Here is a 22,452-nt window from a genome sequence, read left to right as displayed (position 1 = left end):
TCGTCGGCTCATGCACTCACCAACTGCTCGTCGAGGTCCTGAATGCCCTCGCTCTCGCGCGCGATGCGCGCGAACGTGCTGTTCAGTCGTTCTTCCGACAGCCTCGTAGCTAGGCTTGCGTCGGGAATCTGGTCAACCAGCAAAGATCGCAGCTGAAGGTCGGCGACGGGCGCGAGGTAGATCTTCCTCGTCGTAGTCAGCTCGGCATGACCGAGCAGGTCCTTGACCATATTCCAGGGATCGCCATAAAGCAGCCGGAAGTCTCTCCGTTCCTCCGGTGTGAGGCCCATCCGCTGGTCCACGAGGTGGTTGAGGACGACGAGCATGTAAAGCGCGAAGCTGTGCCTGGCCATGTGGGGGGTGGCAAACGGTGGATCCGAGAGGATGCCCGACAGGACGTCCTCGCAACGGTCCGAACCTGCTCTGAAGACGTTCTCCCAGGAGTCCGGGTGGAACGGGAGCCCGCTCTCGTTGAGCCAGAGCCACAACGGCTCCGGCCCTAGCGGTCCTTCCGTGAAGAAGGTCATCCGCTCTTCGACCGTTGCCTCGTTCAGCGGGGTCTGTCCGACCACGCCGTCCTGGTCCCGCCAGTGCAGCACCCGCTTCAGGCGACCGGTCTCATGGGTGACCAGGCGCCACTCGGGCAGGCGTTCATACCGGCCCTTGATCTGTGCCCGGCGGACTAGCCTCGCCCGGGTCGACTCCGTGTATCCCTCGATCTCGCCAACCACGACCGCCGAGGTGTAAAACGTCCGAGCCTTCTTCGACTTCGTCACCGCCCGTGCCAAACGGCCGGTGTAGTAACGGCCGCCTTCCAGACGCGTGCGGGGAATCTCGATCGTCAGCAGCGAAGCCCCCTCCGTCCTCCGCACCCCCGAGGAGAAGAGCAAGCTCGCGTAGGCAGCGTTCCTATCAGACAAGCGCCCCTGCCAGCTCGGATCGGGCAGCCCTTCGGCCGTATGCCCACGGAGTCCGACATCGACCCACAGACGAAACGCCCGCGGAGTCAGCCACCTGACATTGCTCATCCGGGCGTGCTCGGCGCGGCCCGCCGGCACCGAGACGATGTCGCCGTACCGATTCCGGACGGACTTCATCTCGACCGGGTTCGTTCCTGTGTGCTCGTGGTCGACGGCCCACGTGTAGAGACGCGTCAGCGCGGCCAAGCACCGATTCCAACGGTCGCCCCCGACTCTCCGAGGATTGCGCGGCGACCTCGTGCGCCAGTCTTCGAAGTCCCACAAGTCGTCAGACGTCGCCTCGTTCCAGGTGCGGCCGCGGGCCCAAAGAAAGTCGAAGAACAGGCAGTAGTCGTCCGTGTAGTTGCGCTTCGTCTCTCGCTCAAGCCGAGCAAACGATGTACGACACAGGAAGTGACTCAGCACCGGATCAATTTGATAGTCCGGCGACAGCAGGATCGGATCGCCAGGGTGGATTCCGGTATGGACCTCACGTTGCCCGAGGTCTCCCCAACCTGCCAACACTGGGACTCGGTCCGACGTGATCACTCGTCTCGTCGGAACCCAGTACCTTCGCCACCCCGCCACAGCACCACCTTGCTAGATCAGCTTCAACACGCTGATCCAACAGGGAACAGGCCGCACATCGCGAACACCCAGCCCGGCGGCGGCCACCCGGTGGCCCACCGGGCCACCGGCACCGGCCGCACGACCACCAGGAAGAGCACCGCCGCGACAAGCACACCCAGCCACCCCCGGTACGGTGCTCTGCGCGCCCCGAGCAGCACGAGCCCAGTGAGCAGCGCGAGGGCCAGCCCGCCCCACCATCCGCCTGGCCAGGCCAGCTGGGCACCCGGCAGCTCCCCGCCCGCGCGGGCCACCCCGGCGATCCACCCGGCCGGCCACCCCGCCACCCACGCCGTCGCCACCGCGGCCGGCTCCCACACCTGCGCCAGGGCGAGCGCGGCGAAGCCGAGCACCGTAGCGGGCGCGACCGCCAGTTCGGCGAAGAGGTTCGCCGGGATCGCGACCAGACTCACCCGGGCGGCGAAGACCACGACGACCGGCGCGCACACCGCCTGCGCCGCGAGGGCCGCCGCCAGCGCCTCCGCGAGCCGCCCCGGCACCCGGCGCCGCCGCAGCGCCTCGCTCCACCGTGGAGCGACCGTCAGCAGGGCCCCGGTCGCCAGGACCGAGAGCAGGAACCCGTAACTCCGCGCCAGCCAGGGGTCGTAGAGCACCAGGAGCAGGACGGCGGCGGCCAGCGCGGGGATCAGCGATCTCCGCCGCCCTGTACCGATCGCCAGGAGGACGACGAGCCCGCAGGCCGCTGCGCGCAGCACGCTCGGATCGGGCCGGCACACGACCACGAAGGCCAGCGTCAGCGCTCCCCCGGCCACCGCGGTCGCCCGCAGTGAGAGCCCGAGCCGGGGCGCGAGCCCGCCCCGCTCCACCTGGTGCGCCCTTCCGGGACGCCCGATGAGCAGGAGCAGGACGACGGAGAGGTTGCTGCCGGAGACCGCGAGGAGATGGGTGAGGTCGGTGGCCTCGAAGGCGTCGCGCAGTTCGGGTCCGATCCTGGAGGTGTCCCCGACGACAAGGCCCGGCAGCAGGGCACGCGCGTCCGGGGCGAGCCCCTCGGTCGCCCTCCGCAGCCCGGCGCGCAGCTCGCCCGCCGAGCGCTGCGGCGCGCTCGGCTGCCCGACGACCCGTGGCGGTCCCGCTCCGTCGACCTTGACCACCGCGGCGAACGGCTCACCAGAGCGCAGCGGCGGCGCCAGCCGGGCTCCGACGCTCAGCCGGGTCGAAGGAAGGAGCCGCAACCACGCCTCCCGCCCCTCCCCCGGCGGCACGACCAGCAGCACCGGCGCTCGCGTCCGGTGCGCCGCACCGTCCGTCCGCTCGACGCGGGTCACCTCGCCGTCGAGGACGACCGAGACCGGCGCCATGGCGTTGCCCCGCACCCGGGGCCGGGTGAGCCGCGGGTCGGAGATGACGGTGACCTCCAGCTGCGCCCGGACGTACTCCCGCGCCAGAGCCGGTACGGGACCGCGCCGCAGATCCGCCGTGTGCAGGCCCGCCGAGACCGCCCCGGCCGCGGCGCAGAGCAGGACCCCCGCACACGCGGTCGTCCGCAACCTCCACCCGGACGTCGCCGGGGCCGCCTCCCGCGCGTCCGGCTCCCCTCCCGCGCCGTCGAACCGCCGGGCCAGGACCGGAGCGAGCAGGACGGCCGCCCCCACCAGGCAGACGGTGACACCGGCCACCGTCCACCACCCGGTGACGCCCACCGCACAGGCCGCTGCCGCCCAGGCCGCCAGCGCCAGGGGAACGAGCCGCAGATCGACCGGCCCCTCCGCCGCTGCCTCCCGGTTCACGGCCGGACCAGCGGTTCGAGGTCGGCGAACCGCCGCTCGCCGATTTATCCGAACCACTGTCAGACCCGGGTCCTAGACTTGAGTTAGAAGCGTCGGAAGGGGCGTGGACGGGGCGGTCACAGCGGTATTGCCCCGAGTCGCCCGGAGTAGAAGCAGGTGATGCGTGCAGATTCGTGCCGAGCGGCAGAACAACCCTGTAGCTGATGAGGTAAGTGCCCTCGTAGCGGTCACCCGGCCGATCATCGCGGGGATCTATCACTCGATCAGCCAGGACACCCTGAGCGGCGTCGGGCCCCGTGAGGGCATAAAGCTGAAGCTCCTGGGCAAGATCAGGAGCCAGGGCGACGGCGATACCGGCATCGCGTTTGAATACGCCGTCCATGATGCGGTCGTCAGCGGCGTCCCCATCGTCGTTGAACGAGTGGCCGACGCGCTGGCGCAGTGCAAGATCAACAAGGGCGACCCCTCGTCGATCCTGTTCGCCATCGAGAAGAGCGGGTCTCAGCAGCTGATCTCCACAGAGATCGACCTCATCACGACCGATTCGAGGGTTCTGTCCGGAGAACGCGGGCAGCCGGTCAAGCTGAAGGCACATCTCAACCGGCTCGCCGCTGCTTTCCGGCGCCCCAGCACCCGCGCGCAGCTGCCTCAGAGCATCAGGGGCCTGTGGAAGGCGGACCTCTTCCTGGGGTCCACCGAGCCCGACCACTGGGTGGGCACCACGGTCAAGATCAACCGGTCGCACCTCGAAGCGGCCAGGGGGCTGCGCGTCGCCATCGTTCCCAGCAAGTCGGGAGCCTCTGACGCGATCAAGAAGGACGAACAGAAGAACCTGATCGTCTGCCCGATGCCGCACGACGGCAGCTTCATGCAGGTCTTCTATGAGGGGTGGCGGATCGTGCAGGCCCTCTGTGAAACCGACTTCAAGATGCCCAAGGAAGTGGATCTCCCCAGCCCCATCGACCGGGAGGTCGCCCGCGTCTATATCGAGCGGCGAGAGTTCCCCGTCCCCGACGTTCTGGATGCCACCAAGAAGTTCGCGCAGCCGGAGCTTCTTGTTGCCGACGAGTCCCCAGCCTCCAACGTTGCGTTCGGGGCAGAAGCAGAGCCGGAAACCTCCACGATCATCACGCCGTTCCCGCGGATGAACAGCTAACACCGAGCTGTCCCGCGGGCCGGACACAGCTCGCGGGACAGCCTGCCGTCAGATCCGTCGTCCGATTGACGAGCCGAAACGCGGCATCCCGAGATCGGTCCGGCCGTGTTTCTGGGCGAGGTCACGCATCGTCTTGAGCTTGCCTTCAGCAGCAGCGAGCGTGGCTTCGAGGCCGGCGACTTCACCGCGCCAACCGCGAGCGTGCGCTTCATCGAGCCGGGCATGAAGATTGACGATGATCTCCTCCATCCTGTCCTGCTGATCGGGATCCGGCCGGAGGGCAGGGCAGCGGACGCAGGCGTGCTCGTGGACGCAAGGGGTGCCGTAGTCCCGGGTGCAGACGCCGAGCGCGACCTTGCGGAGCTCGAAGTGGGTGATGAACTCGTCCCACTCCTCCCTGGTGAGGTCGTGGTACTCCTCGCTGGGGCGGAGTTGCCGGCGGCGGGCGATGTAGGCCCGGTGGTGGGAGATGACGTCCTCGGGGTAGATCGCGGCGTATCCCATGGTGGTGTTCACGTCCTCGTGCCCGAGGATCTTCGCGGTGATATGCGGCGGCAGGCCAGCCTGCAGTGCGTCGGTCGCGAAGATTCTGCGGAAGTCGTGGGGCGTGAGGTCCAGTGCCTGACCGGTCTGGTCCGTGAGCCCGGCCCGTTCCAGTGCCTCGCGTAGGACGCTCGCGATGAACGCGGGCGGGATCACCGTCGGGATGAAGCCGCGGCGCCGTTGAAAGAGGAACGGCAGGCGCGGGCTGTGGAGTCCTTCGTGCGGGTCGTAGCGGGAGATCAGTGGCAACGATCCATTCGTGTCGCGGGCGCGTTGGATGACGGCGGTCAGCACCTCGCCGAGTTCGGGAGAGACCAGTAGCAGACGCTCGCGATCCGTCTTGGACGGCGTGACCTGGAGCATGGGGACGACTTCACCGGTGCTGGGCAGGGTGTAGGCGATGAAGCTGTAGTGGGTGAGTTCGAGGACTTCCTCGATGCGCATGCCGGTGTGTCGCAGGGTCTCGACCGATGCCCAGGCCCAGAACGAGCGCTCGTCCTCGCGGGTGAGGTCACGTTGCTCGCCGGTCTCCGGGTGGATGACGGCGATCCGCCGACGGTCGGACTGGCGGCCGGCATGACGCTTCCAGCGCTCGCCGGCGATGTCGACTCCTTCGCCGAAGTCGACTGCCGCCGTGCGCTCGAAGAGGTCCTGGGTTTCCCTGCGCCAGCGCTCGACGGCGGCAACCAGAGTCGGCAGCAGGGGTGCCCTGGTTCTTGTGCGCTGGTGCATGCGTGCCACCGCGCTCTTGCGTTCCTTCGCGATCTGGGTGGCCGACAACGGGATGGGGTTCGGGGCAACCCATGGACCCCATCGGGTCGGCTCGTGCACCGCCCACTGTGCAAGGTCGATGTAGAAGGCCCGGACGAGGAGAAGGATCGGCTGGATCTGCAAACGCTCCTTGCCGACCCGGCCGGGGCTGTGCCGGATGGTCCGCAAGCGCTCCTTCCAGGCTGTGATCATCTGCTGGTCGAGCTTCAGCGTGTTGATTCCGGGGTGGTGGTCCTCCAGGTCCTTCCAGAACAGCTGGCAGAGATTCTGCGTCACCCGCCGCAGGCTGGAGTAGTCCAGGTCAGCGGACCGCACGGTCAGATAGTCGACGAGTAGATCGCGCACGGGTCTGCAACTGATCTTGTAGTAGTCGACCATCTCCGGGACGGTGAGCTGTCCCTTGACCGTGAGCGCGCGGAGTCGATCGGGGGCGTGTTCGCCGAACGTTCCCAACTCGAAGAGCACGGTGTAGAAGGCTCGGTCGTACTTCCCGCCGTTCCCGGGCAGGACGCGGTCGTAGACCTCGACGTACTCAAGGCAGTCCCCGATCGTGATGTCGCTGATCGACCCGCCCTTGGTCATCATGATCCGCGCGATGGTCTTGATCACCCGCGCTCGGGTGCGCTGGGCATCCCGGCCTGTCGCATCCAGGTGGGCAACGAGTCGGGCATACCCGTCGGGGTCGAAGGTCGCTGGGACGCGTGACAGCACGTAGTTGAACCGCTGGCGCAGAACCCATTCCAGCGACGGGTGGAAGGCCTGGGCCTGGATCAGCCAGCACATCGCCGAGCGGGCCTCGGGTTCGTCGTGGTTGACCCACTCGCCGCGGTCCTTGCGCCAGGCGAGGAACCTGATCGCCCAGTCGGCGTCTTCCTCCTCCAGGCCGCTGGCCAGCCACCGTTCCTGCCACGTCTCACCAGGCCACTGCGAGAACCAACCCAGCAGCTTCGGCGTCGCCCGCCGGAGCCGCGCGAGCTGCCGGTAGTCGAAGCGGTAGGCCTCCGAGGCAGCGAGCACCCGCTCATGGAGCTCACCCGAACCGAGCTGGGTGTGCGGCCAGGATGTCGGCCGCGGTCGGGCCGGTGGGATGTTCCACTGCCTGATGGCAGGGCGCCCGCGGCCGTCGACCTCCGGTTCCGGTGCGAGCTGCGGCGGCACCATGGTCCGGTTGGATCGCATCACGCCCACGGGCCGGTCCCTCCCAGGAGCGTCTTCAGGACCTCGGGGCGGTAGCCCTCCGCCGGCGCCTTGGGCGGGGCGATGGGCCGGGCCGGGGCATCGTAGTGTGCCCGCATCCGCTCAATCACGTCCTCGTCCCGGGGCTCTGTGTAGATCTGCGTGGTGGTGATCTGTGCGTGTCCGAGCACCCACTGAATGTCGGTCAAGTTCAGCTTCGGATCGTCGACCATTCGGTGGGCCGCGGCATGCCGCAGGTCGTGAAGGCTCCAGTTCGCGCCCAGCGAGCCGTTGGCGCGGGTGAAAACCATCCGGGCCGCGTCGTAGGTCAGCGGCTTCCACGGGCGACGCAGGGTCACCCAGAGCGGGGCTCCAGGCCCGCGCGGAGCGTCGGCGGCCAGCTCGTGGCGGTAGAGCTTGAGCCAGACGAAGGCGTCCGTGGAGGCGGGCAGCCATTGAAGGGCCCGCGTGCCCTTGCGGATGACGCCGATGAGCTGCTGCCCGGTGTTCAGCCGCTCGTTGGTGACACCGATCAGTTCCGATGCCCTCGCGCCGGTGGAGATGAAGAACGCCATCAGGGCCCGGTCCCGGTTGGAGCGCAATGCGGCGAAGACCTGGTCGAAGAGCCGGTCGGGGATGTTGCGGGGGGTTCGGTTCGGGCGGCGCTGGCGCAGCGGTGCCCTCCGGTGCCGCTTGAAGGTGTCCATCGGGTTGTGGTGGGCGTGCACCCGGCCGCCATCGGCAGACTTCACCGCTGGAACCGGGTTGGCCAGGGGGCCATCACCCGTCGACAGGTGATAGTCGTAGAACTCCCGGAGCACCGCGAGGTTGTGGTCGATCGTGGCGGGCGCGTAGTTCGTGTTCAGGTAGCGCTTGGCCGTCACCGGATTCGTCTGGCCGGCCCGCTTGTTCGGCCGCCCCGGCTTCGCCGCCTCACGCAGCCACAACACGAAGTCGGTGACGTCCGTCCGCGTGGCTCTGCCCCACGGCACGTCGACCGCGTCAAGGAAACGCAGCCACCGCAGCAGAGCCAGTCCGTAAGAACGGAGGCTGTGCGGACTGAAGTCGCTGGCGACCAGCTCGCGGAAGTAGTCGCTGACCGGACGTACCTCGCTGCCGTCGACGTCGAGCAGCTGATACGGCACCGGCCCGTCGACGACAGCGACCAGGCGGCCGATCTGCCGTACGCGGAGCGACCGTACGTCGCGCATCACAGTGGTCAAGAAGCCCTCCCATAGGTCCCAAGGGGATTGGGACGCTAACGAGGGCGACACAGGCCACGATGTCACTCGGTCAGGACACACCGCCTAGTTCGGTCAACACGACGCCGTTGACCTCCCGCAGCTCGGCCACCGACCGGAAGCCGCCTCGCTCCGCGCGATGGTCGACGATGTGCTGCGCGAGGACAGGACCGACGCCCGGCAGCGTGTCGAGCTGTTCGACGGTGGCCGCGTTGAGACTCACCGGCATCCCAGGCCCCCCGGTCCCGGCACCGGCACCGCCGGCCGGCAACCCCGGCAACCCGACCAGGACCTGTTCGCCGTCCATGAGGACGCGGGCCCGGTTGATTCCGGTGAGATCGGCCCCGGGTTTCGCCCCGCCCGCGGCCCGCAGGGCGTCCGCCACCCGCGAGCCCGCGGGCAGGGTCAGCACTCCGGGCCTGCGCACCTTGCCGCCGACGTCGACCACCACCTTCTGCCCACCCGGCCCGGCCCCCGGGGCTCGCTCGCTCCCCGGCCCGGCCCGCACCACGGGTGAGACGGGCGTGGCCGCCGCGGGGGCGGCACGGACGATCTCAGGGGCACGTACCGCCTCCGGCCGCCCCGTCCAGAAGTACCCGCCCGCGAGGCCCGCGGCCAGAAGCAGGACCACGCTCAACGCGGCCAGCGCCCGAGGCTCGAGCCCGCACCGCGTCTGCACCCACAGCGGAGTCCGCTCCCGTAACGCCGCCGCCAGCCGCCCCCGGGGCCGTACCGGAGAACCACGCTCCTGCACCGCCTGAGCCTCAGCCGCTTCCGGCGTCCCGGACCCCACCGGCGGCACCGGCGTCGGCGGCGGCGCCGGTGGGAACAGGGCGTCCCCCCGCAGCCGCACGCCGGCCGTGGACACCTCCGAGACCCGGCGCACCCGGGCGCGCCTCCGGGCCCGGCCAGGAGGCGCGCCACGCCCTCCCGGGCCGCTGCGCCCGTCCGAACCCGGTGCCCTGCCGGGCCCGCTCGTCGGAGCCCCCGGCCTGGCCGAGACTCCGGTGGTGATCGATGCGATACGTGTACGAAGAGCCATGCTCGTGACGGTAGAGATCGCGACGGCCCCGTGCGGGACTCACCCAAGTCCCGTGGAAAAGACTTCGGTTGTGGATATCTCCGTCACTCTCACGGGGGACGGGGCAGCTCAGCGAGGTGAGACGACGACCGCGAGAAGCCCCGGGCCGGTGTGCGCGCCGATGACCGCCCCCACCTCGCTGACGTGGAGTTCCTCGATGCCGGGGATCCGGCCCCTGAGCCGGTCGGCGAGCACGGCGGCCCTCTCCGGTGCGGAGAGGTGGTGCACGGCGATGTCGACGGCGCCGGAGCCGGCCCGCTCCACGGCGATCTCCTCCAGGCGCGCGATGGCCTTCGAGGCCGTCCGCACCTTCTCCCGCAGCTCGATCCGCCCGCCGTCGAGTTCGAGCAGGGGCTTCACCGCGAGCGCGGAGCCGAGGAGCGCCTGCGCGGCGCCGATGCGCCCGCCTCGGCGCAGATAGTCGAGCGTGTCGACGTAGAAGTAGGCGGAGGTTCCCGCGACGCGCTTCTCGGCCGCCGCGACCACCTCGTCGAGGGAGCCGTCGGCCTCCGCGACCTCCGCCGCCGCCAGGGCGCAGAAGCCAAGCGCCATGCCGACCATGCGGGTGTCCACCACGCGCACCGGCACGGGGGCGTCCTTCGCCGCGAGTACGGCGGCGTCGTACGTCCCGGAGACCTCGGCGGACAGATGGAGCGAGACGACACCCCGCGCCCCCGCCTCCGCCGCGTCGCGGTAGGCGGCTGCGAAGACCTCGGGGCTCGGCCGGGAGGTGGTGACGGACCGCCGCTTCTGCAGGGCCTCCGCGAGGGACCGGGCCGAGATCTCGGTGCCCTCCTCCAGTGCGCGATCGCCGATGACGACGGTCAGCGGAACCGTCGTGATGGCGTGCCGCTCCCTCGTCCGGGATGGCAGGTAGGCCGTGGAATCGGTGACGATCGCGACATGCCGGGACATGAGCGGGAGGTTACCCGCCGGAGCTACGGCGCGGCAGCCCGGCCCCCCGCCGAACGTCCTCCGGCGTCCCCGGCGTCCCCAGGCATTCCCTCCGGCACCACGGGGCAGCCCGCGTCAGATCAGGTCGTGGTCTCCGGGCGGGTCGACTTCTCCCACGGGTAGGCGGTTCGACGGGGGTCACGTGCCGTGATCGCGGGCGTCTCGTCTTCGGCCGTCGGACTCGGCGCCGCAGGACTACCCCACGTTCCCGCCTGCCCCGCCGCGGGACTCCCCCACGCTTCCGGCGCAGCGCCCTGCTCCGGGGCGGCGTCCGGGGTGTCCCAGTGCCGCAGGGCGCCCGCCTCGACGTCGATCTGGGCGCTCAGCGACGACAGGTCGTCCTCGGCGAACCTCAGGGCCCGGTCCCGAGCGGCCCGGCGCAGCGCGTCGGCCGACCCCGTGATCTGCTCCGTCCGCCGCGTGAACTCGGAGAGCTGTCCGGCCACCCACGCCTTGTCGGGCTCGCGCTCCATGCGCTTGAGGTCCTCGTCCAGTTCGAGCCCGTGCGCGCTGAGCCGGTGGAACAGGTCGAGTGACTCCTTCAGCGAGGCGTCCTCGCCGACACCCGCCTGGAGCGCTTCCTGCGTGGCCCTCATCGAGGTCCGCAGCGAGAGCCGCAGCCGGGCCAGCTCGCCCGCGGCCCCGGCCTGGCCGAAGCTCTTGGCCCGCAGCGTGGTGTCCTCCACCGTGCGCCGGGCCTGGTCCAGGGTGCGGTCCACGCCGCGCTTGGCGGCCTTGGCCACCTTCACGGTGGTGTAGACCCCGAGCGCCACGAAGGCCAAGAAGAGCAGCGCCATGATCGTGATAATCGCGGCTTCCATGTCCGCCCCTCCGGCATCCGTCGAGTCCCCACGACTGTGGTTCCTCCACGGTAAACGGAACGGGCAGGCCACGGGTTCCATCGGAACCCCCAACCTGCCCGTAGGGGAAACCCCTATGTGCCCGTCAGACGACCATGTGCTGTCAGGCGACGATGTTGACCAGCTTCGGCGCACGCACGATCACCTTGCGGATCTCCGCGCCGCCCAGCGCCCCGACCACGTGCGGGTCGGCCAGCGCCAGCGCCTCCAGCTGCGCGTCCGTGATCGACGGGGAGACCTCCAGGCGGGCCTTGACCTTGCCCTTGATCTGCACGACGCAGGTCACGGTCTCGTCGACGACGTACGCCGGGTCGGCGACCGGGAAGCCCTGGTGGACGACCGAGTCGGTGTGGCCCAGCCTGCGCCACAGCTCCTCGGCGATGTGCGGGGCCAGCGGGGCGACCAGCAGCACCAGCTGCTCGGCGACCGGCCGGGACAGCGCGCCACCGGTCTTCGTCAGGTGGTTGTTCAGCTCGGTGACCTTGGCGATGGCGGTGTTGAAGCGCATGGCCGCCATGTCCTGCGCGACTCCGTCGATCGCCTTGTGCAGGGCACGCAGCGTGTCCTCGTCGGCCGCGGTGTCGACGACGGTGACCTCGCCGGTCGACTCGTCGACGATGTTGCGCCACAGGCGCTGCAGCAGCCGGTACTGGCCGACCACGGCGCGCGTGTCCCAGGGACGCGAGACGTCCAGCGGGCCCATCGCCATCTCGTACAGGCGCAGGGTGTCGGCGCCGTACTCGGAGCAGATCTCGTCCGGCGTCACCGCGTTCTTCAGGGACTTGCCCATCTTGCCCAGAACGCGGCTGACCTTCTCGCCCTCGTACCAGAAGGCGCCGTCCCGCTCCTCGACCTCGGCCGCCGGCACGGCGATGCCGCGGGCGTCCCGGTAGACGAAGGCCTGGATCATGCCCTGGTTGTAGAGCTTGTGGAACGGCTCGGCCGAGGAGATGTGGCCCAGGTCGAACAGCATCTTGGACCAGAAGCGCGCGTACAGCAGGTGCAGCACGGCGTGCTCGGCGCCGCCGACGTACAGGTCGACGCCACCGGTCGGCATGCCCTCGCGCGGGCCCATCCAGTACTGCTCGACGGCGGGGTCGACCAGCTTCTCGGAGTTGTGCGGGTCCAGGTAGCGCAGTTCGTACCAGCAGGAGCCGGCCCAGTTGGGCATGGTGTTGGTCTCGCGGCGGTAGCTCCGCGGACCGGCGCCGTCGCCCAGGTCCAGGGTGACGTTGACCCAGTCCTCGTTGCGGGACAGCGGGGTCTCCGGCTGGGTGTTCGCGTCGTCCGGGTCGAAGGTGCGCGGCGAGTAGTCCTCGACCTCCGGCAGCTCCAGCGGCAGCATCGACTCGGGCAGCGAGTGGGCGACGCCGTCCTCGTCGTAGACGATCGGGAAGGGCTCGCCCCAGTACCGCTGGCGGCTGAACAGCCAGTCGCGCAGCCGGAAGTTGACGGTGCCCTCGCCGATGCCGCGGTCGGCCAGCCAGGAGGTGATCTTCTCCTTGGCGTCGACGACACCCAGGCCGTCCAGCGAGATCTCGTCGTTGGCGGAGTTGACCAGCTTCGCCTCGTAAGAGGCGAAGGCGTCGTCCCAGACCGACGGATCCGTGCCGCGGTCGTCCGACGGCTCGACGACGCAGCGCATCGGCAGCTCGAAGGCGCGCGCGAAGGCGAAGTCGCGGGCGTCGTGCGCCGGGACGGCCATAATCGCGCCGGTGCCGTAGCCCATCAGGACGTAGTCGGCGATGAAGACGGGGACCTGCTCGCCGCTGACCGGGTTGGTCGCGTACGCGCCGGTGAAGACGCCGGTCTTGTCCTTGGCCTCGGCCTGCCGCTCGACGTCGGACTTGGAGGCGGCCTGCTTGCGGTAGGCGTCGACGGCCTCGGACGGGGTGGCGTGCCCGCCGGTCCACACGTCGTGGGTGCCCTCGGGCCAGACGGCCGGGACGATCTTCTCGATCAGCTCGTGCTCGGGCGCCAGGACCATGTAGGTGGCGCCGAACAGCGTGTCCTGGCGGGTGGTGAAGACCGTGATCGCGCCGGTGTCGCCGACCTGGAAGTCGACACGGGCGCCCTCGGAGCGCCCGATCCAGTTCCGCTGCTGCAGCTTGATGGCCTCGGGCCAGTCCAGCGCGTCCAGGTCGTCCAGCAGGCGGTCCGCGTAGGCGGTGATCCGCATGTTCCACTGGCGCAGCTTGGACTTGAAGACGGGGAAGTTGCCGCGCTCGGAGCGACCGTCGGCGGTGACCTCCTCGTTGGCCAGGACCGTGCCGAGGCCGGGGCACCAGTTGACGGGCGCGTCGGAGGCGTACGCCAGGCGGTACTCGCTCAGGACGTCGGAGCGCTCGGCGGCGGTCAGCTCGCTCCACGCGCGCGTGCCGGGGACCTCGCGCGTGCCGTTCTCGAACTGCTCGATCAGCTCGGCGATCGGACGGGCCTTGCCGGCCTCACCGTCGTACCAGGAGTTGAAGATCTGCAGGAAGATCCACTGGGTCCACTTGTAGTACTCCGGGTCGATCGTGGCGAACGACCGGCGCTTGTCGTGGCCCAGGCCCAGCCGGCGCAGCTGGACCTTCATGTTCTCCATGTTGGCCTCGGTGGACACGCGCGGGTGCGTGCCCGTCTGCACGGCGTACTGTTCGGCCGGCAGGCCGAAGGCGTCGAAGCCCAGGGTGTGCAGCACGTTGTGGCCGGTCATACGCGCGTGGCGGGCGTAGACGTCCGTGGCGATGTAGCCCAGCGGGTGGCCGACGTGCAGGCCCGCACCCGAGGGGTACGGGAACATGTCCATGATGAACTTCTTGGGCCGGGCGGCGACGGCGGGGTCGCCCGCCAGGTCACCGGAGGGATTCGGTGCCTCGTACGTGCCCTCGGCGTCCCAGAAGTCCTGCCAGCGTGCCTCGATGTCAGCGGCCATGGCCGACGTGTAGCGATGCGGGGCCGCCGTCTCGGCGGTCGTATTGATCTCGGTCATGGTCCTTGAAGCTCCATCGATCGTCTCTGCCCACTGCCACGAACTGCCGCGAAATGAAAAAGCCCCTCGCACAGGAGGGGAAGCCGCGCCGACTCCGGCGGGATGACGGTCGACGGAACGACAGTCATGCGCCGGGACTGTTCAGCGCGGCTCGGTAAGCAGGAGGCGTACGGCACGCATGGCGCCAGGGTACCGCAGCGCCCGCACGGGCCGCACCGGCGTTCCATGCGTGGACACGCGAAGAAGCGGGCCACCCGATCCGGGTGACCCGCTTCTTTTCTGTGGAGCTAAGGAGAATTGAACTCCTGACCTCCTGCATGCCATGCAGGCGCTCTACCAACTGAGCTATAGCCCCTCGTTGTTTCCCGTCTCCGTTTTGGTTTCCCTCGCGGCGACAGACAGAACATTAACCGGCTCCCCGGCAGATCTCCAAATCGATTCTCCGACCCCCTCCGACCTGCCGGGTAGGGTCGCCGACTGTGTCCGTCTCCGTGCTCTCCAAAACCCGCGCCCGGCCGTGGCCCCTGGCCACCGCCGCGGCGGTCTGTCTGCTCTCGTTCGCGGCCTTCTGGGTGGCGCAACGCCTCGCCCACGTGAACATGCTCGACGTGATGGTCTACCGGGCCGAGGGCGAGACCGTACGGGCCGGCGGAGACCTCTACGCGATGCGCGCCACCTCGGCGAACCTCGCCATGACCTATCCGCCCTTCGCGGCCCTGCTGTTCGTCCCGCTGACCCTGGTGAGCGTCCCCGTGATGCGGACGCTCGCGACCGCGGGGAACCTGCTCCTGGTGATCGCCCTGGTCCAGCTGTCGCTCCAGCTGGTCCGGCCGGCACTGTCCCGGACGGACCTGTGGCGCACGACACTGTGGGTCGCCGCGGCCGTGGTCTGGTGCGAGCCGGTGTGGACGACGCTGCGGTACGGCCAGATCAACCTGCTCATAGCGGTGGCGGTCCTCTGGGACCTCACCCGCCGCGAGGGCAGCCGCTGGGCCGGCCTGGGCATCGGTCTCGCGACAGCGGTGAAGCTCACACCGGGACTCTTCGTGGTCCTTCTGCTCGCCACGGGTCTGCTGCTGTGGCGCCGGGACCGGGTGTGGAACCAGTGGCTGCGTACGGGAGTGACGGCGACCGGGGTGTTCCTGGCGACGACGCTGGCCGTGGCGCTGGCCCTGCCGGCGGACTCGAAGAAGTTCTGGACGGAGACGCTCTTCGCGACCGGCCGGGTGGGCTTCGCCGAGGAGACCGCCAACCAGTCCATCAGCGGCGTCCTGGCCCGCCTGATGCACACGGACGCCCCCGGCGTCTGGTGGGTGCTGGCCGCCGCCGTCATGGGCGGCGCGGCGATGGTCCTCGCGGTACGCGCCGCCCTCCGCGGCGACAAGGCGGTGGCCGTGATCACCTGCGCGTTCACGGCGCTGATGATCAGCCCGATCTCCTGGTCCCACCACTGGGTCTGGTGCGTACCCCTGCTGATCCTGCTCGCGGACCGCGCCACGCGCGCGTGGCCGGTGACCGGTGCGGTGGCCCTGGCCTTCACGTCGTTCGCGCTGTGGTGGGTGCCGCACGACCCGGGCCGCCCCGAACTTGACCAGAACGCGGGACAGATGCTGCTCTCCGCCGTCTATCCGCTGACGGCGACGGCGCTGCTCGTGGGGTACGTACTGGCGGAGCGACGCCAGGCTCGGAATCAGAATCAGGCCCAGGATCAGGACCAGGGCCAGGACCAGGGCCAGGGCCAGGACCAGGCCCAGCCCCAGACCCAGGTTCAGGCTCTGGCGAAGGAGTAGAACCGCTTGAGGGTGCAGTGCTCGTCGAGGAGCCGGCCGTAGATCGGCTCCCCCTCCAGCTCGCGGTACGTCTCGATGGGGTCGCCTTTTATGATCAGCGCCCGCGCGCACTCCTCGCACCAGTACTGGAACTCGGTGTTGACGGGATCCATGTCGCGCACGATGGGCGTACCGCTGCCGCACCAGTCGCATTTCCGCCTGTGTGCACCCATCAGTCAGCTCCAGCTGTGGCCGCAGGCCGTGCACCCATAGGACACCCTGCCGTTGTCGCCGAGCACTTGGGTCACCCTCCCGTCCGGATCCTCGTCCCCCTCCGGCCGTCCGATTCTGCCATGGCCCCGCAAGGGGGTCAGCGCGCTCGGCGGGGCAGCCCGGTCGCGGCGCCCACGACCGCCGCGGCGGCCAGGGCCAGGGCCGTCACCCACAGCGCGTTCGCGGACGCCTGCGCTCCGGAAGTCGTCACCCGGCCCAGGAAGAGGCTGCCGAAGGCCGCGACTCCGATGAGCTGTCCGAGCTGGGTGACGGTGGCGAGCAGCCCGCCGGCGTCGGCCGCGTCCTCGGGCCGTACGGCGGCCAGCGCGCCGGTCAGAGCGGGGCTGAAGGCCATCGCGATGCCCGCGCCCACACCACAGAAGGCCGGGTAGAGGACCCAGCCGCCCGAGCCGCCGCCCGCGAGGGTCAGCCCGAGGGCGAGCGCGGCGACGGCCGCGAGCAGGAACCCGCACGGGATCAGGGCGCGTTGCGCGCCGGCGGGCCAGCGCCGCCAGGTCAGTCCGACGACACCGAACGCGACAGCGGCGGGACCGAAGGTGAGACCGGCGCGCAGGGCGCTGTGGCCGAGCCCGCCCTGCAGGTGCAGGGTGAGGGTGAACAGGAACCCGGCGTTGACGCCCATCGCCACGGTGATCCGGAGGACGGCCCGCACCATGCCGGGAACGCGCAGCACGCGCGGGGCGATGAGGGGCGCGCCGCCGCGCCGCGCGAGCCCCGTCTCGTACGCGACGAACACGGCGAGGAGCACCGGAGAGCCGCCGAGCGAGATCCACGACCACAGCGGCCAGCCCTGCTCCTCCCCGAGGACCAGGGGGACGGTCAGCAGGGACACGGCGGCCGCGAGGAGCAGCAGTCCCGGCAGGTCGAGGCCACGGGTCCGCTCGGGCCCCGTGCGGGCGTCCCGGGGGAGGACCCGCGCGCCGAGGGCGAGCAGGGCGAGTCCGATCGGGACGTTGACGAGGAAGACCGGCCGCCAGCCCGTGCCGAACAGGTCGGCGCTGACGAGGACACCACCGAGGACCTGACCGGCAGCGGCGCCGGTGGCCAGGACCGCGGAGTACGCGCCGAGCGCCCGGACCCGGCTCTCGCCGGTGAAGTTCCGCTGGATGAGGCTGAGCACCTGCGGGATCATCAGGGCGGAGCCGACGCCCTGGACCAGCCGGAAGGCGACCAACTGGCCGTTCCCGGCGGCGAGTCCGGAGGCCAGCGAGGCGGCAGTGAAGAGGGCGAGGCCGCCGAGGTACATCCGGCGGTGGCCGAGCAGGTCGCCGAGGCGTGCCCCGGTGATGAGCAACACCGCGTAGGTGACGGTGTATCCGGCGACGACGAGCTGGAGTCCGGCTCCGGAGGCGGAGAGTTCGGTACGGATGGTGGGGGCGGCGACGTTGACGATGAAGACGTCGAGGAGCGCCATGAACTGGGCGGCCAGCACCACGCCGAGCAGCAGCCCGGGCCGATTGTCGGTGCCACCGTCTTTACTGAGTGCGGGACGTGTTGTGGTCGAGGGCATGCGATGAGCGTGCCCTCGGTCGGATACGGGTAACGAGAGCCCGCTGATGCTGGTGCTGACACCACCTGGCAACAGCGGCACGGGGACTCGACCATGGGGGTGTGACGACATTGGCAGCTGTACCGGCCCAGCCGCGCCGACGGCCTGAACTGGCTACGTTCCTGCGCAGCCGCAGGGCCCGGGTGACGCCGGAGGACGTCGGCATGCCACCGGGACTCCGTCGCCGCACACCGGGGCTGCGCCGCGAGGAGGTCGCCCAGCTCTCCGGTGTCGGGGTGACCTGGTACACATGGCTGGAGCAGGGCCGTCCGATCAACGCCTCCGCGCAGGTCCTCGACGCCGTGGCCCGCACGCTCCGCCTCGACCGACCCGAGCGCGAGCACCTCTACCACCTCGCCGAGGTGGCGTACGCCCCCGAGCACACCACCCCGGACGTCGAGGTCGTCAGCCCCGAGATCCAGGGGATCCTCCACGCCCTGGACCCGCACCCGGCGGTGCTCTACAACGCGCGGTACGACGTGCTGGCGACCAACACCGCCTATGAGCGGCTCTTCCTGTGGGAGGGGAGCCGGATCGACACGGGGCCGTTCGGCTTGCGCAACGTGCTGTGGGCGCTCTTCACCGCGCCGGAGGAGGCATGCCCCCTCGTCGACCGTGAGCAGGAGCTGCCGCTGATGGTGGCCCAGCTGCGGGGCGCCTACGGACGGCACGTGGGCGAGCCGTCGTGGGAGTCGTACGTCCGGCGGCTCGCCGAGGCCAGCCCGCGTTTCGCACGGCTCTGGCGGAGCGGCGACGTCGTCCCGCCGGGGACCCGGGTGAAGACCTTCCGTCACGAGGCGGTCGGCGAGATGCGGATGACCTCGGTCTCCCTCTCCGTCAACGGGATGCCGGAGTGCCGGATCGTGACGTACACGCCCAACGACGAGGAGAGCCGCCACGCGATTCGGAGACTCGGCGGAAACGACGAATCCCGCCCCCTGCTGGGGACGGGATTCGGCGACTGTGGAGCTAAGGAGAATTGAACTCCTGACCTCCTGCATGCCATGCAGGCGCTCTACCAACTGAGCTATAGCCCCTCGTGTTCCTCGCGCTCTGCGCTGCGAACAAGAAGAACTTTAGCCTGTGACCTGCCGGAAAGCGAAATCCGGGTCCGGCAGGCCGCTCACGTGCCTCAGTCGTCGTCGCCGAGGACCGGCTCGGGCAGCGTGCCGGCGTTGTGCTCCATCAGGCGCCAGCCACGGGCGCCCTCACCGAGGACGGACCAGCAGCAGTTGGAGAGCCCGCCCAGGCTCTCCCAGTGCTGGGCCTCCAGGCCCAGGAGCCGGCCGATGGTGGTGCGGATCGTGCCGCCGTGGCTCACGACGACGAGCGTGCCGTCCTCGGGGAGCTTCTCGGCGTGCCCCAGGACCACCGGAGCGGCGCGGTCGGCCACCTCGGACTCCAGTTCGCCGCCGCCCCGACGCACGGGTTCGCCGCGCTTCCACGCGGCGTACTGCTCGCCGTACCGCCCGACGATCTCGTCGTGGGTCAGCCCCTGCCACTCCCCCGCGTACGTCTCGCGCAGCGCGGAGTCGTGGTCGACGGTGTGGCCGGTGAGCGCGGCGAGCTCGGCGGCGGTGGCCGACGCCCGCTTCAGGTCGGAGGCCACTATGGCGTCCGGCTTCAGCGCGGCAAGCAGCCGGGCGGCCCGGCGCGCCTGGGCGACACCGGCCTCCGTCAGCTCGATGTCCGTCGACCCCTGGAACCGGCGCTCCAGGTTCCAGGAGGTCTGGCCGTGACGCCAGAGGACGATACGGCGGCCGCTGCCGCCCTTGGTGATGCTCAGCTCAGCTCACCGTCCGCTCCCTCGGGAAGGCCGGAGCCCTCGAGGTCCACACCGGTCAGGGCGGCGTGCTCGGCCGCCTTGCCGCGGGTCTTCAGGGCTTCCTCGGGCAGGGGGAGCTCGGGGCAGTCCTTCCACAGGCGCTCGAGGGCGTAGAAGACACGCTCCTCGCTGTGCTGGACGTGGACGACGATGTCGACGTAGTCCAGGAGGATCCAGCGGGCGTCGCGGTCGCCTTCACGGCGCACCGGCTTGGCGCCGAGGTCCTTGTTCAGCCGCTCCTCGATCTCGTCGACGATCGACTTGACCTGGCGGTCGTTGGGCGCGGAGGCGAGCAGGAAGGCGTCGGTGATCGACAGCACGTCGCTGACGTCGTACGCGATGATGTCGTGAGCGAGCCGGTCGGCGGCCGCGAGAGCGGCGGCGTTGACGAGCTCGATGGAGCGATCCGTAGCGGTCACAAGCAGGCTTTCGTCGGCGGTCCAGTACCCCTCCAGGGTCTCACGGACCGCCGACGACCCCGCCAACGTTTAACGGGGGCCGCTATCGGGCCTCCGGGGCCTTGTAGTCCTGGCCCAGGATCACGGTCACGGCGGCCGTTCCCGAGGGCTTGCCCTTCTGGACCGCGCCGGCCGGGAGACCCAGGGTCTTGGCCACCTCGGCCGCCGTCACCTTCTGGGTCTCGTCACCGTAGATGACCTGCGATTTCTCCTGCGTGTCCGTGTCGGTGCCGCCGATGAAGGCGTAGCCGCCGTTGATCAGGACGACCCGGGCCGCCTCGGTCGCGTCCTTGCCGGAGCCGTCCCGCAGGGAGACCCGCGGCACGTCGCCCGCCTCGGGGGCGGAGACCTTGCCGCCGAGGATGTCCTTCACCACGCTGTCGCTCGCGCCCTCGGTCAGCGTGCCGTCCTGCTGGACCGGCAGCAGGGCCGTCTTGTAGGCACCGATCTTGGCGTGCTCGGCGAGCTTGGCGAGGGAGGCGCCGAGGTCCTTCTCGGGGAGCGAGGGGTCGAGGATCTGGACCAGGGACTCGACGGTGACCGTGGCGGCCTCGGGGTCGTCGGAGATCTTCCGCAGCACCCCGTTCATGACCTGGCCGAAGCGCTGGAGCTGCTTGACCTCGGCCTCGCCGGGTGCCCGGTAGGTCGCGTAGGCGACGGCCGCACGGCCGTTCAGGGTCTGCTTCTCACCCTTCTCGACGAGCGGCTCCGCGCCCTTCTTCGGGTCGGGCACGGCCGTGTCCGTGTCGACCTCGATGCTGCTGACCAGCTCGACGAGGTTCTCCAGGAACGGGGTGTCCAGCCGCCAGGTGCCGGTGATCTTCGTGCCGAGGAGGTTGCCGATCGCCTCGCGGGTGCCGCCCGAGCCGTCGTCCTCGACCGACTTGCCGAGGGTGGTCGCGGAGCCCTCGCCGTCGGCGACGGTGAGGGAGTTCGGGAGCAGGACCGTGGTGCCCTGCTTGGTGGTGGTGTTGTCCACGAGCAGGGCGGTGGAGGTCCCGCCGCCCTTCGTGTCGTGGAGGTGGACGACGATCGTGTCGCGCTTCTGCGGGCCGGTCGCCGTGGCCTGCTTCTGTTCCGGCTCGGAGGTGCCGGGGAGCATCCCCGCGGACCAGAGGTAGCCGACACCGCCCACGGCGGCGAGCACGAGGACGACGACGAGTGCGACGACCCGGTTGCGGCCGCGCCGCCTGGCCTCCTCGCGCCGCTCCGAGCGGCTCTCGGTGAACTTGAGCCAGTCGATGACGTCCTCGGAGTCCTCGTCGGGCTCCTCGATGAACGAGAACTGCTCGGTGCGGTACTCCCGGTCGTCGTCGCCCTGCCGCGCGGGGCCGGGCCGCTCGGGCGCGGGACGCTGACCGGGGACACCTACCGGGGCCGCGACGGCGGCCGGGGGGGCGGTGGGAGCCGCCGGCGCGGCCTGCGTCGCCTGTGTGGTCGGCATCGCCTGCGTGGCCTGTACGGGCGCGGGCTCGGCCTGCGCGGCCCACTGCTGCCCGGTGTCCGTGTCGTAGGTGGGGTAGGCGTAGCCCTGTTGCCCGTACGGGTCGTACTGCGGCTGCTGGGGCTGGACCGGCTGCTGGGGATGCTGGGGCTGGACCGGCTGCTGCTGGGCGTAGGGGTCGTAGCCGTACGCCTGCTGCTGCGGCGGCTGCTGCTGGCCGCCGTACGGGTCGAAGTGCTGCTGCCCGGCCTGCTGCTGTGGCTGCTGCGGCTGCTGGTACACCGGCTGCCCGTACTCGTCGTAGCCGATGATCTGCGGCTGCGGATAGTACGGGTCGTACGGATTCTGCTGATCGTTCACCGGTGGCCCTCCCCGAAGCTCATTCGCCGCGGTACAACTGGCGCTTGTCGATGTAGCGCACCACACCGTCCGGGACGAGATACCAGACGGGGTCGCCCTGCGCGACCCGTGCCCGGCAGTCGGTGGACGAGATCGCGAGCGCGGGAACCTCGACCAGCGAGACGCCACCCTTGGGCAGTCCGTCGTCGGTGAGGTCGTGGCCCGGCCGGGTGACGCCGATGAAGTGCGCGAGCGAGAAGAGCTCCTCGGCGTCGCGCCAGGTGAGGATCTGCGACAGCGCGTCCGCCCCGGTGATGAAGAAGAGGTCCGAGTCGCTGTTGAGAGAGCGCAGGTCCCTCAGCGTGTCGATCGTGTAGGTCGCGCCGGGTCGGTCGATGTCGATCCGGCTGACCGAGAACTGCGGGTTGGACGCGGTGGCGATGACCGTCATCAGATAGCGGTCCTCCGCCGCGGACACGGTCTTGTGACCCTTCTGCCACGGCTGCCCGGTCGGCACGAACACCACCTCGTCGAGGTGGAACAGGGCGGCCACCTCACTGGCGGCCACCAGGTGACCGTGGTGGATCGGGTCGAACGTTCCGCCCATCACGCCGAGTCGGCGTTTGCCGCGGCCGCCGGTAGACACTTCCTGCTCTCCCATGCGTGCAGAGCCTACTGGCA

Annotated in this window: 16 protein-coding genes, 2 tRNA genes and 1 pseudogene; 3 read left to right on the top strand and 16 right to left on the bottom strand. The window is 70.1% G+C overall.

The window, feature by feature from the left end:
- Positions 1-8 precede the first annotated feature (8 nt).
- Both ACWFR1_RS04850 and ACWFR1_RS04845 read right to left on the bottom strand, forming a co-directional pair.
- Positions 9-1,166, bottom strand: a complete 1,158-nt coding sequence (locus ACWFR1_RS04850) for a site-specific integrase (RefSeq protein ID WP_453546485.1) — start codon at positions 1,164-1,166, stop codon at positions 9-11.
- Between the two features lie 434 nt (positions 1,167-1,600).
- Positions 1,601-3,337 (bottom strand): annotated as a pseudogene (locus ACWFR1_RS04845) (ComEC/Rec2 family competence protein); the annotation flags it as partial.
- 163 nt (positions 3,338-3,500) lie between these two features.
- Between ACWFR1_RS04845 and ACWFR1_RS04840 the strand changes: the two are divergent.
- On the top strand, positions 3,501-4,493 hold the full coding sequence (locus tag ACWFR1_RS04840) for a hypothetical protein (protein ID WP_453546483.1): 993 nt from the start codon (positions 3,501-3,503) through the stop codon (positions 4,491-4,493).
- Positions 4,494-4,541: 48 nt separating this feature from the next.
- Here the strand turns inward: ACWFR1_RS04840 and ACWFR1_RS04835 are convergent, their stop codons facing one another.
- The 7 genes from ACWFR1_RS04835 to ACWFR1_RS04805 form a co-directional block, all read right to left on the bottom strand.
- Positions 4,542-6,968, bottom strand: coding sequence for a tyrosine-type recombinase/integrase (locus tag ACWFR1_RS04835; RefSeq protein WP_453546481.1), 2,427 nt, complete (start codon positions 6,966-6,968; stop codon positions 4,542-4,544).
- Positions 6,969-6,985: 17 nt separating this feature from the next.
- Positions 6,986-8,197, bottom strand: a complete 1,212-nt coding sequence (locus ACWFR1_RS04830; RefSeq protein WP_453546583.1) for a tyrosine-type recombinase/integrase — start codon at positions 8,195-8,197, stop codon at positions 6,986-6,988.
- 79 nt (positions 8,198-8,276) lie between these two features.
- The gene (locus ACWFR1_RS04825; protein WP_453546581.1) at positions 8,277-8,855 is read right to left on the bottom strand and encodes a helix-hairpin-helix domain-containing protein; all 579 of its coding nucleotides are present in this window, start codon (positions 8,853-8,855) and stop codon (positions 8,277-8,279) included.
- Between the two features lie 519 nt (positions 8,856-9,374).
- A complete protein-coding gene (locus ACWFR1_RS04820; RefSeq protein ID WP_453546478.1) occupies positions 9,375-10,220 on the bottom strand; it encodes a DegV family protein in 846 nt (281 codons plus the stop codon).
- Between the two features lie 119 nt (positions 10,221-10,339).
- Positions 10,340-11,080, bottom strand: a complete 741-nt coding sequence (locus ACWFR1_RS04815; RefSeq protein WP_453546476.1) for a hypothetical protein — start codon at positions 11,078-11,080, stop codon at positions 10,340-10,342.
- Positions 11,081-11,222: 142 nt separating this feature from the next.
- Positions 11,223-14,093 (bottom strand): leucine--tRNA ligase, encoded by a 2,871-nt coding sequence (leuS, locus tag ACWFR1_RS04810; RefSeq protein ID WP_453546474.1) that lies wholly within the window; start codon positions 14,091-14,093, stop codon positions 11,223-11,225.
- Between the two features lie 282 nt (positions 14,094-14,375).
- Positions 14,376-14,448 (bottom strand) — tRNA-Ala (locus tag ACWFR1_RS04805).
- Between the two features lie 124 nt (positions 14,449-14,572).
- Between ACWFR1_RS04805 and ACWFR1_RS04800 the strand changes: the two genes are divergently transcribed.
- Complete coding sequence (locus ACWFR1_RS04800) at positions 14,573-15,883, top strand: glycosyltransferase 87 family protein (RefSeq protein ID WP_453546472.1); 1,311 nt, start codon at positions 14,573-14,575, stop codon at positions 15,881-15,883.
- Here the strand turns inward: ACWFR1_RS04800 and ACWFR1_RS04795 are convergent.
- Together ACWFR1_RS04795 and ACWFR1_RS04790 are read right to left on the bottom strand one after the other, a co-directional pair.
- On the bottom strand, positions 15,862-16,095 hold the full coding sequence (locus ACWFR1_RS04795) for a hypothetical protein (protein WP_267043587.1): 234 nt from the start codon (positions 16,093-16,095) through the stop codon (positions 15,862-15,864). The two genes, ACWFR1_RS04800 and ACWFR1_RS04795, sit on opposite strands and share 22 nt — an antisense overlap.
- Before the next feature lie 137 nt (positions 16,096-16,232).
- Positions 16,233-17,666 (bottom strand): MFS transporter, encoded by a 1,434-nt coding sequence (locus tag ACWFR1_RS04790; RefSeq protein WP_453546469.1) that lies wholly within the window; start codon positions 17,664-17,666, stop codon positions 16,233-16,235.
- A gap of 101 nt (positions 17,667-17,767) precedes the next feature.
- Here ACWFR1_RS04790 and ACWFR1_RS04785 point away from each other — a divergent pair, with 101 nt between their 5' ends.
- Complete coding sequence (locus ACWFR1_RS04785) at positions 17,768-18,688, top strand: helix-turn-helix transcriptional regulator (protein WP_453546467.1); 921 nt, start codon at positions 17,768-17,770, stop codon at positions 18,686-18,688.
- Here the strand turns inward: ACWFR1_RS04785 and ACWFR1_RS04780 are convergent.
- From ACWFR1_RS04780 to nadD, 5 genes are all read right to left on the bottom strand, one after another.
- Positions 18,670-18,742: transfer RNA gene (locus ACWFR1_RS04780), tRNA-Ala, on the bottom strand. The genes ACWFR1_RS04785 and ACWFR1_RS04780 overlap by 19 nt on opposite strands.
- 95 nt (positions 18,743-18,837) lie before the next feature.
- Positions 18,838-19,491 (bottom strand): histidine phosphatase family protein, encoded by a 654-nt coding sequence (locus ACWFR1_RS04775; protein WP_453546580.1) that lies wholly within the window; start codon positions 19,489-19,491, stop codon positions 18,838-18,840.
- Entirely contained in the window at positions 19,488-19,949 is a 462-nt protein-coding gene (gene rsfS, locus ACWFR1_RS04770; RefSeq protein WP_267043590.1) for a ribosome silencing factor, read from the bottom strand. Before rsfS ends, ACWFR1_RS04775 begins: the two co-directional genes overlap by 4 nt.
- Positions 19,950-20,031: 82 nt before the next feature.
- Positions 20,032-21,792: an LCP family protein gene (locus ACWFR1_RS04765; protein ID WP_453546464.1), complete on the bottom strand. Its 1,761-nt coding sequence runs from the start codon at positions 21,790-21,792 to the stop codon at positions 20,032-20,034.
- 19 nt (positions 21,793-21,811) lie between these two features.
- Positions 21,812-22,432: a nicotinate-nucleotide adenylyltransferase gene (gene nadD, locus ACWFR1_RS04760; RefSeq protein ID WP_317595110.1), complete on the bottom strand. Its 621-nt coding sequence runs from the start codon at positions 22,430-22,432 to the stop codon at positions 21,812-21,814.
- Positions 22,433-22,452: the final 20 nt, after the last annotated feature.

Source organism: Streptomyces sp. NPDC055103 (assembly GCF_053607625.1).
Note: the sequence above shows the minus strand (reverse complement) of the source record. Positions and strands in the feature narration are given on the sequence as shown.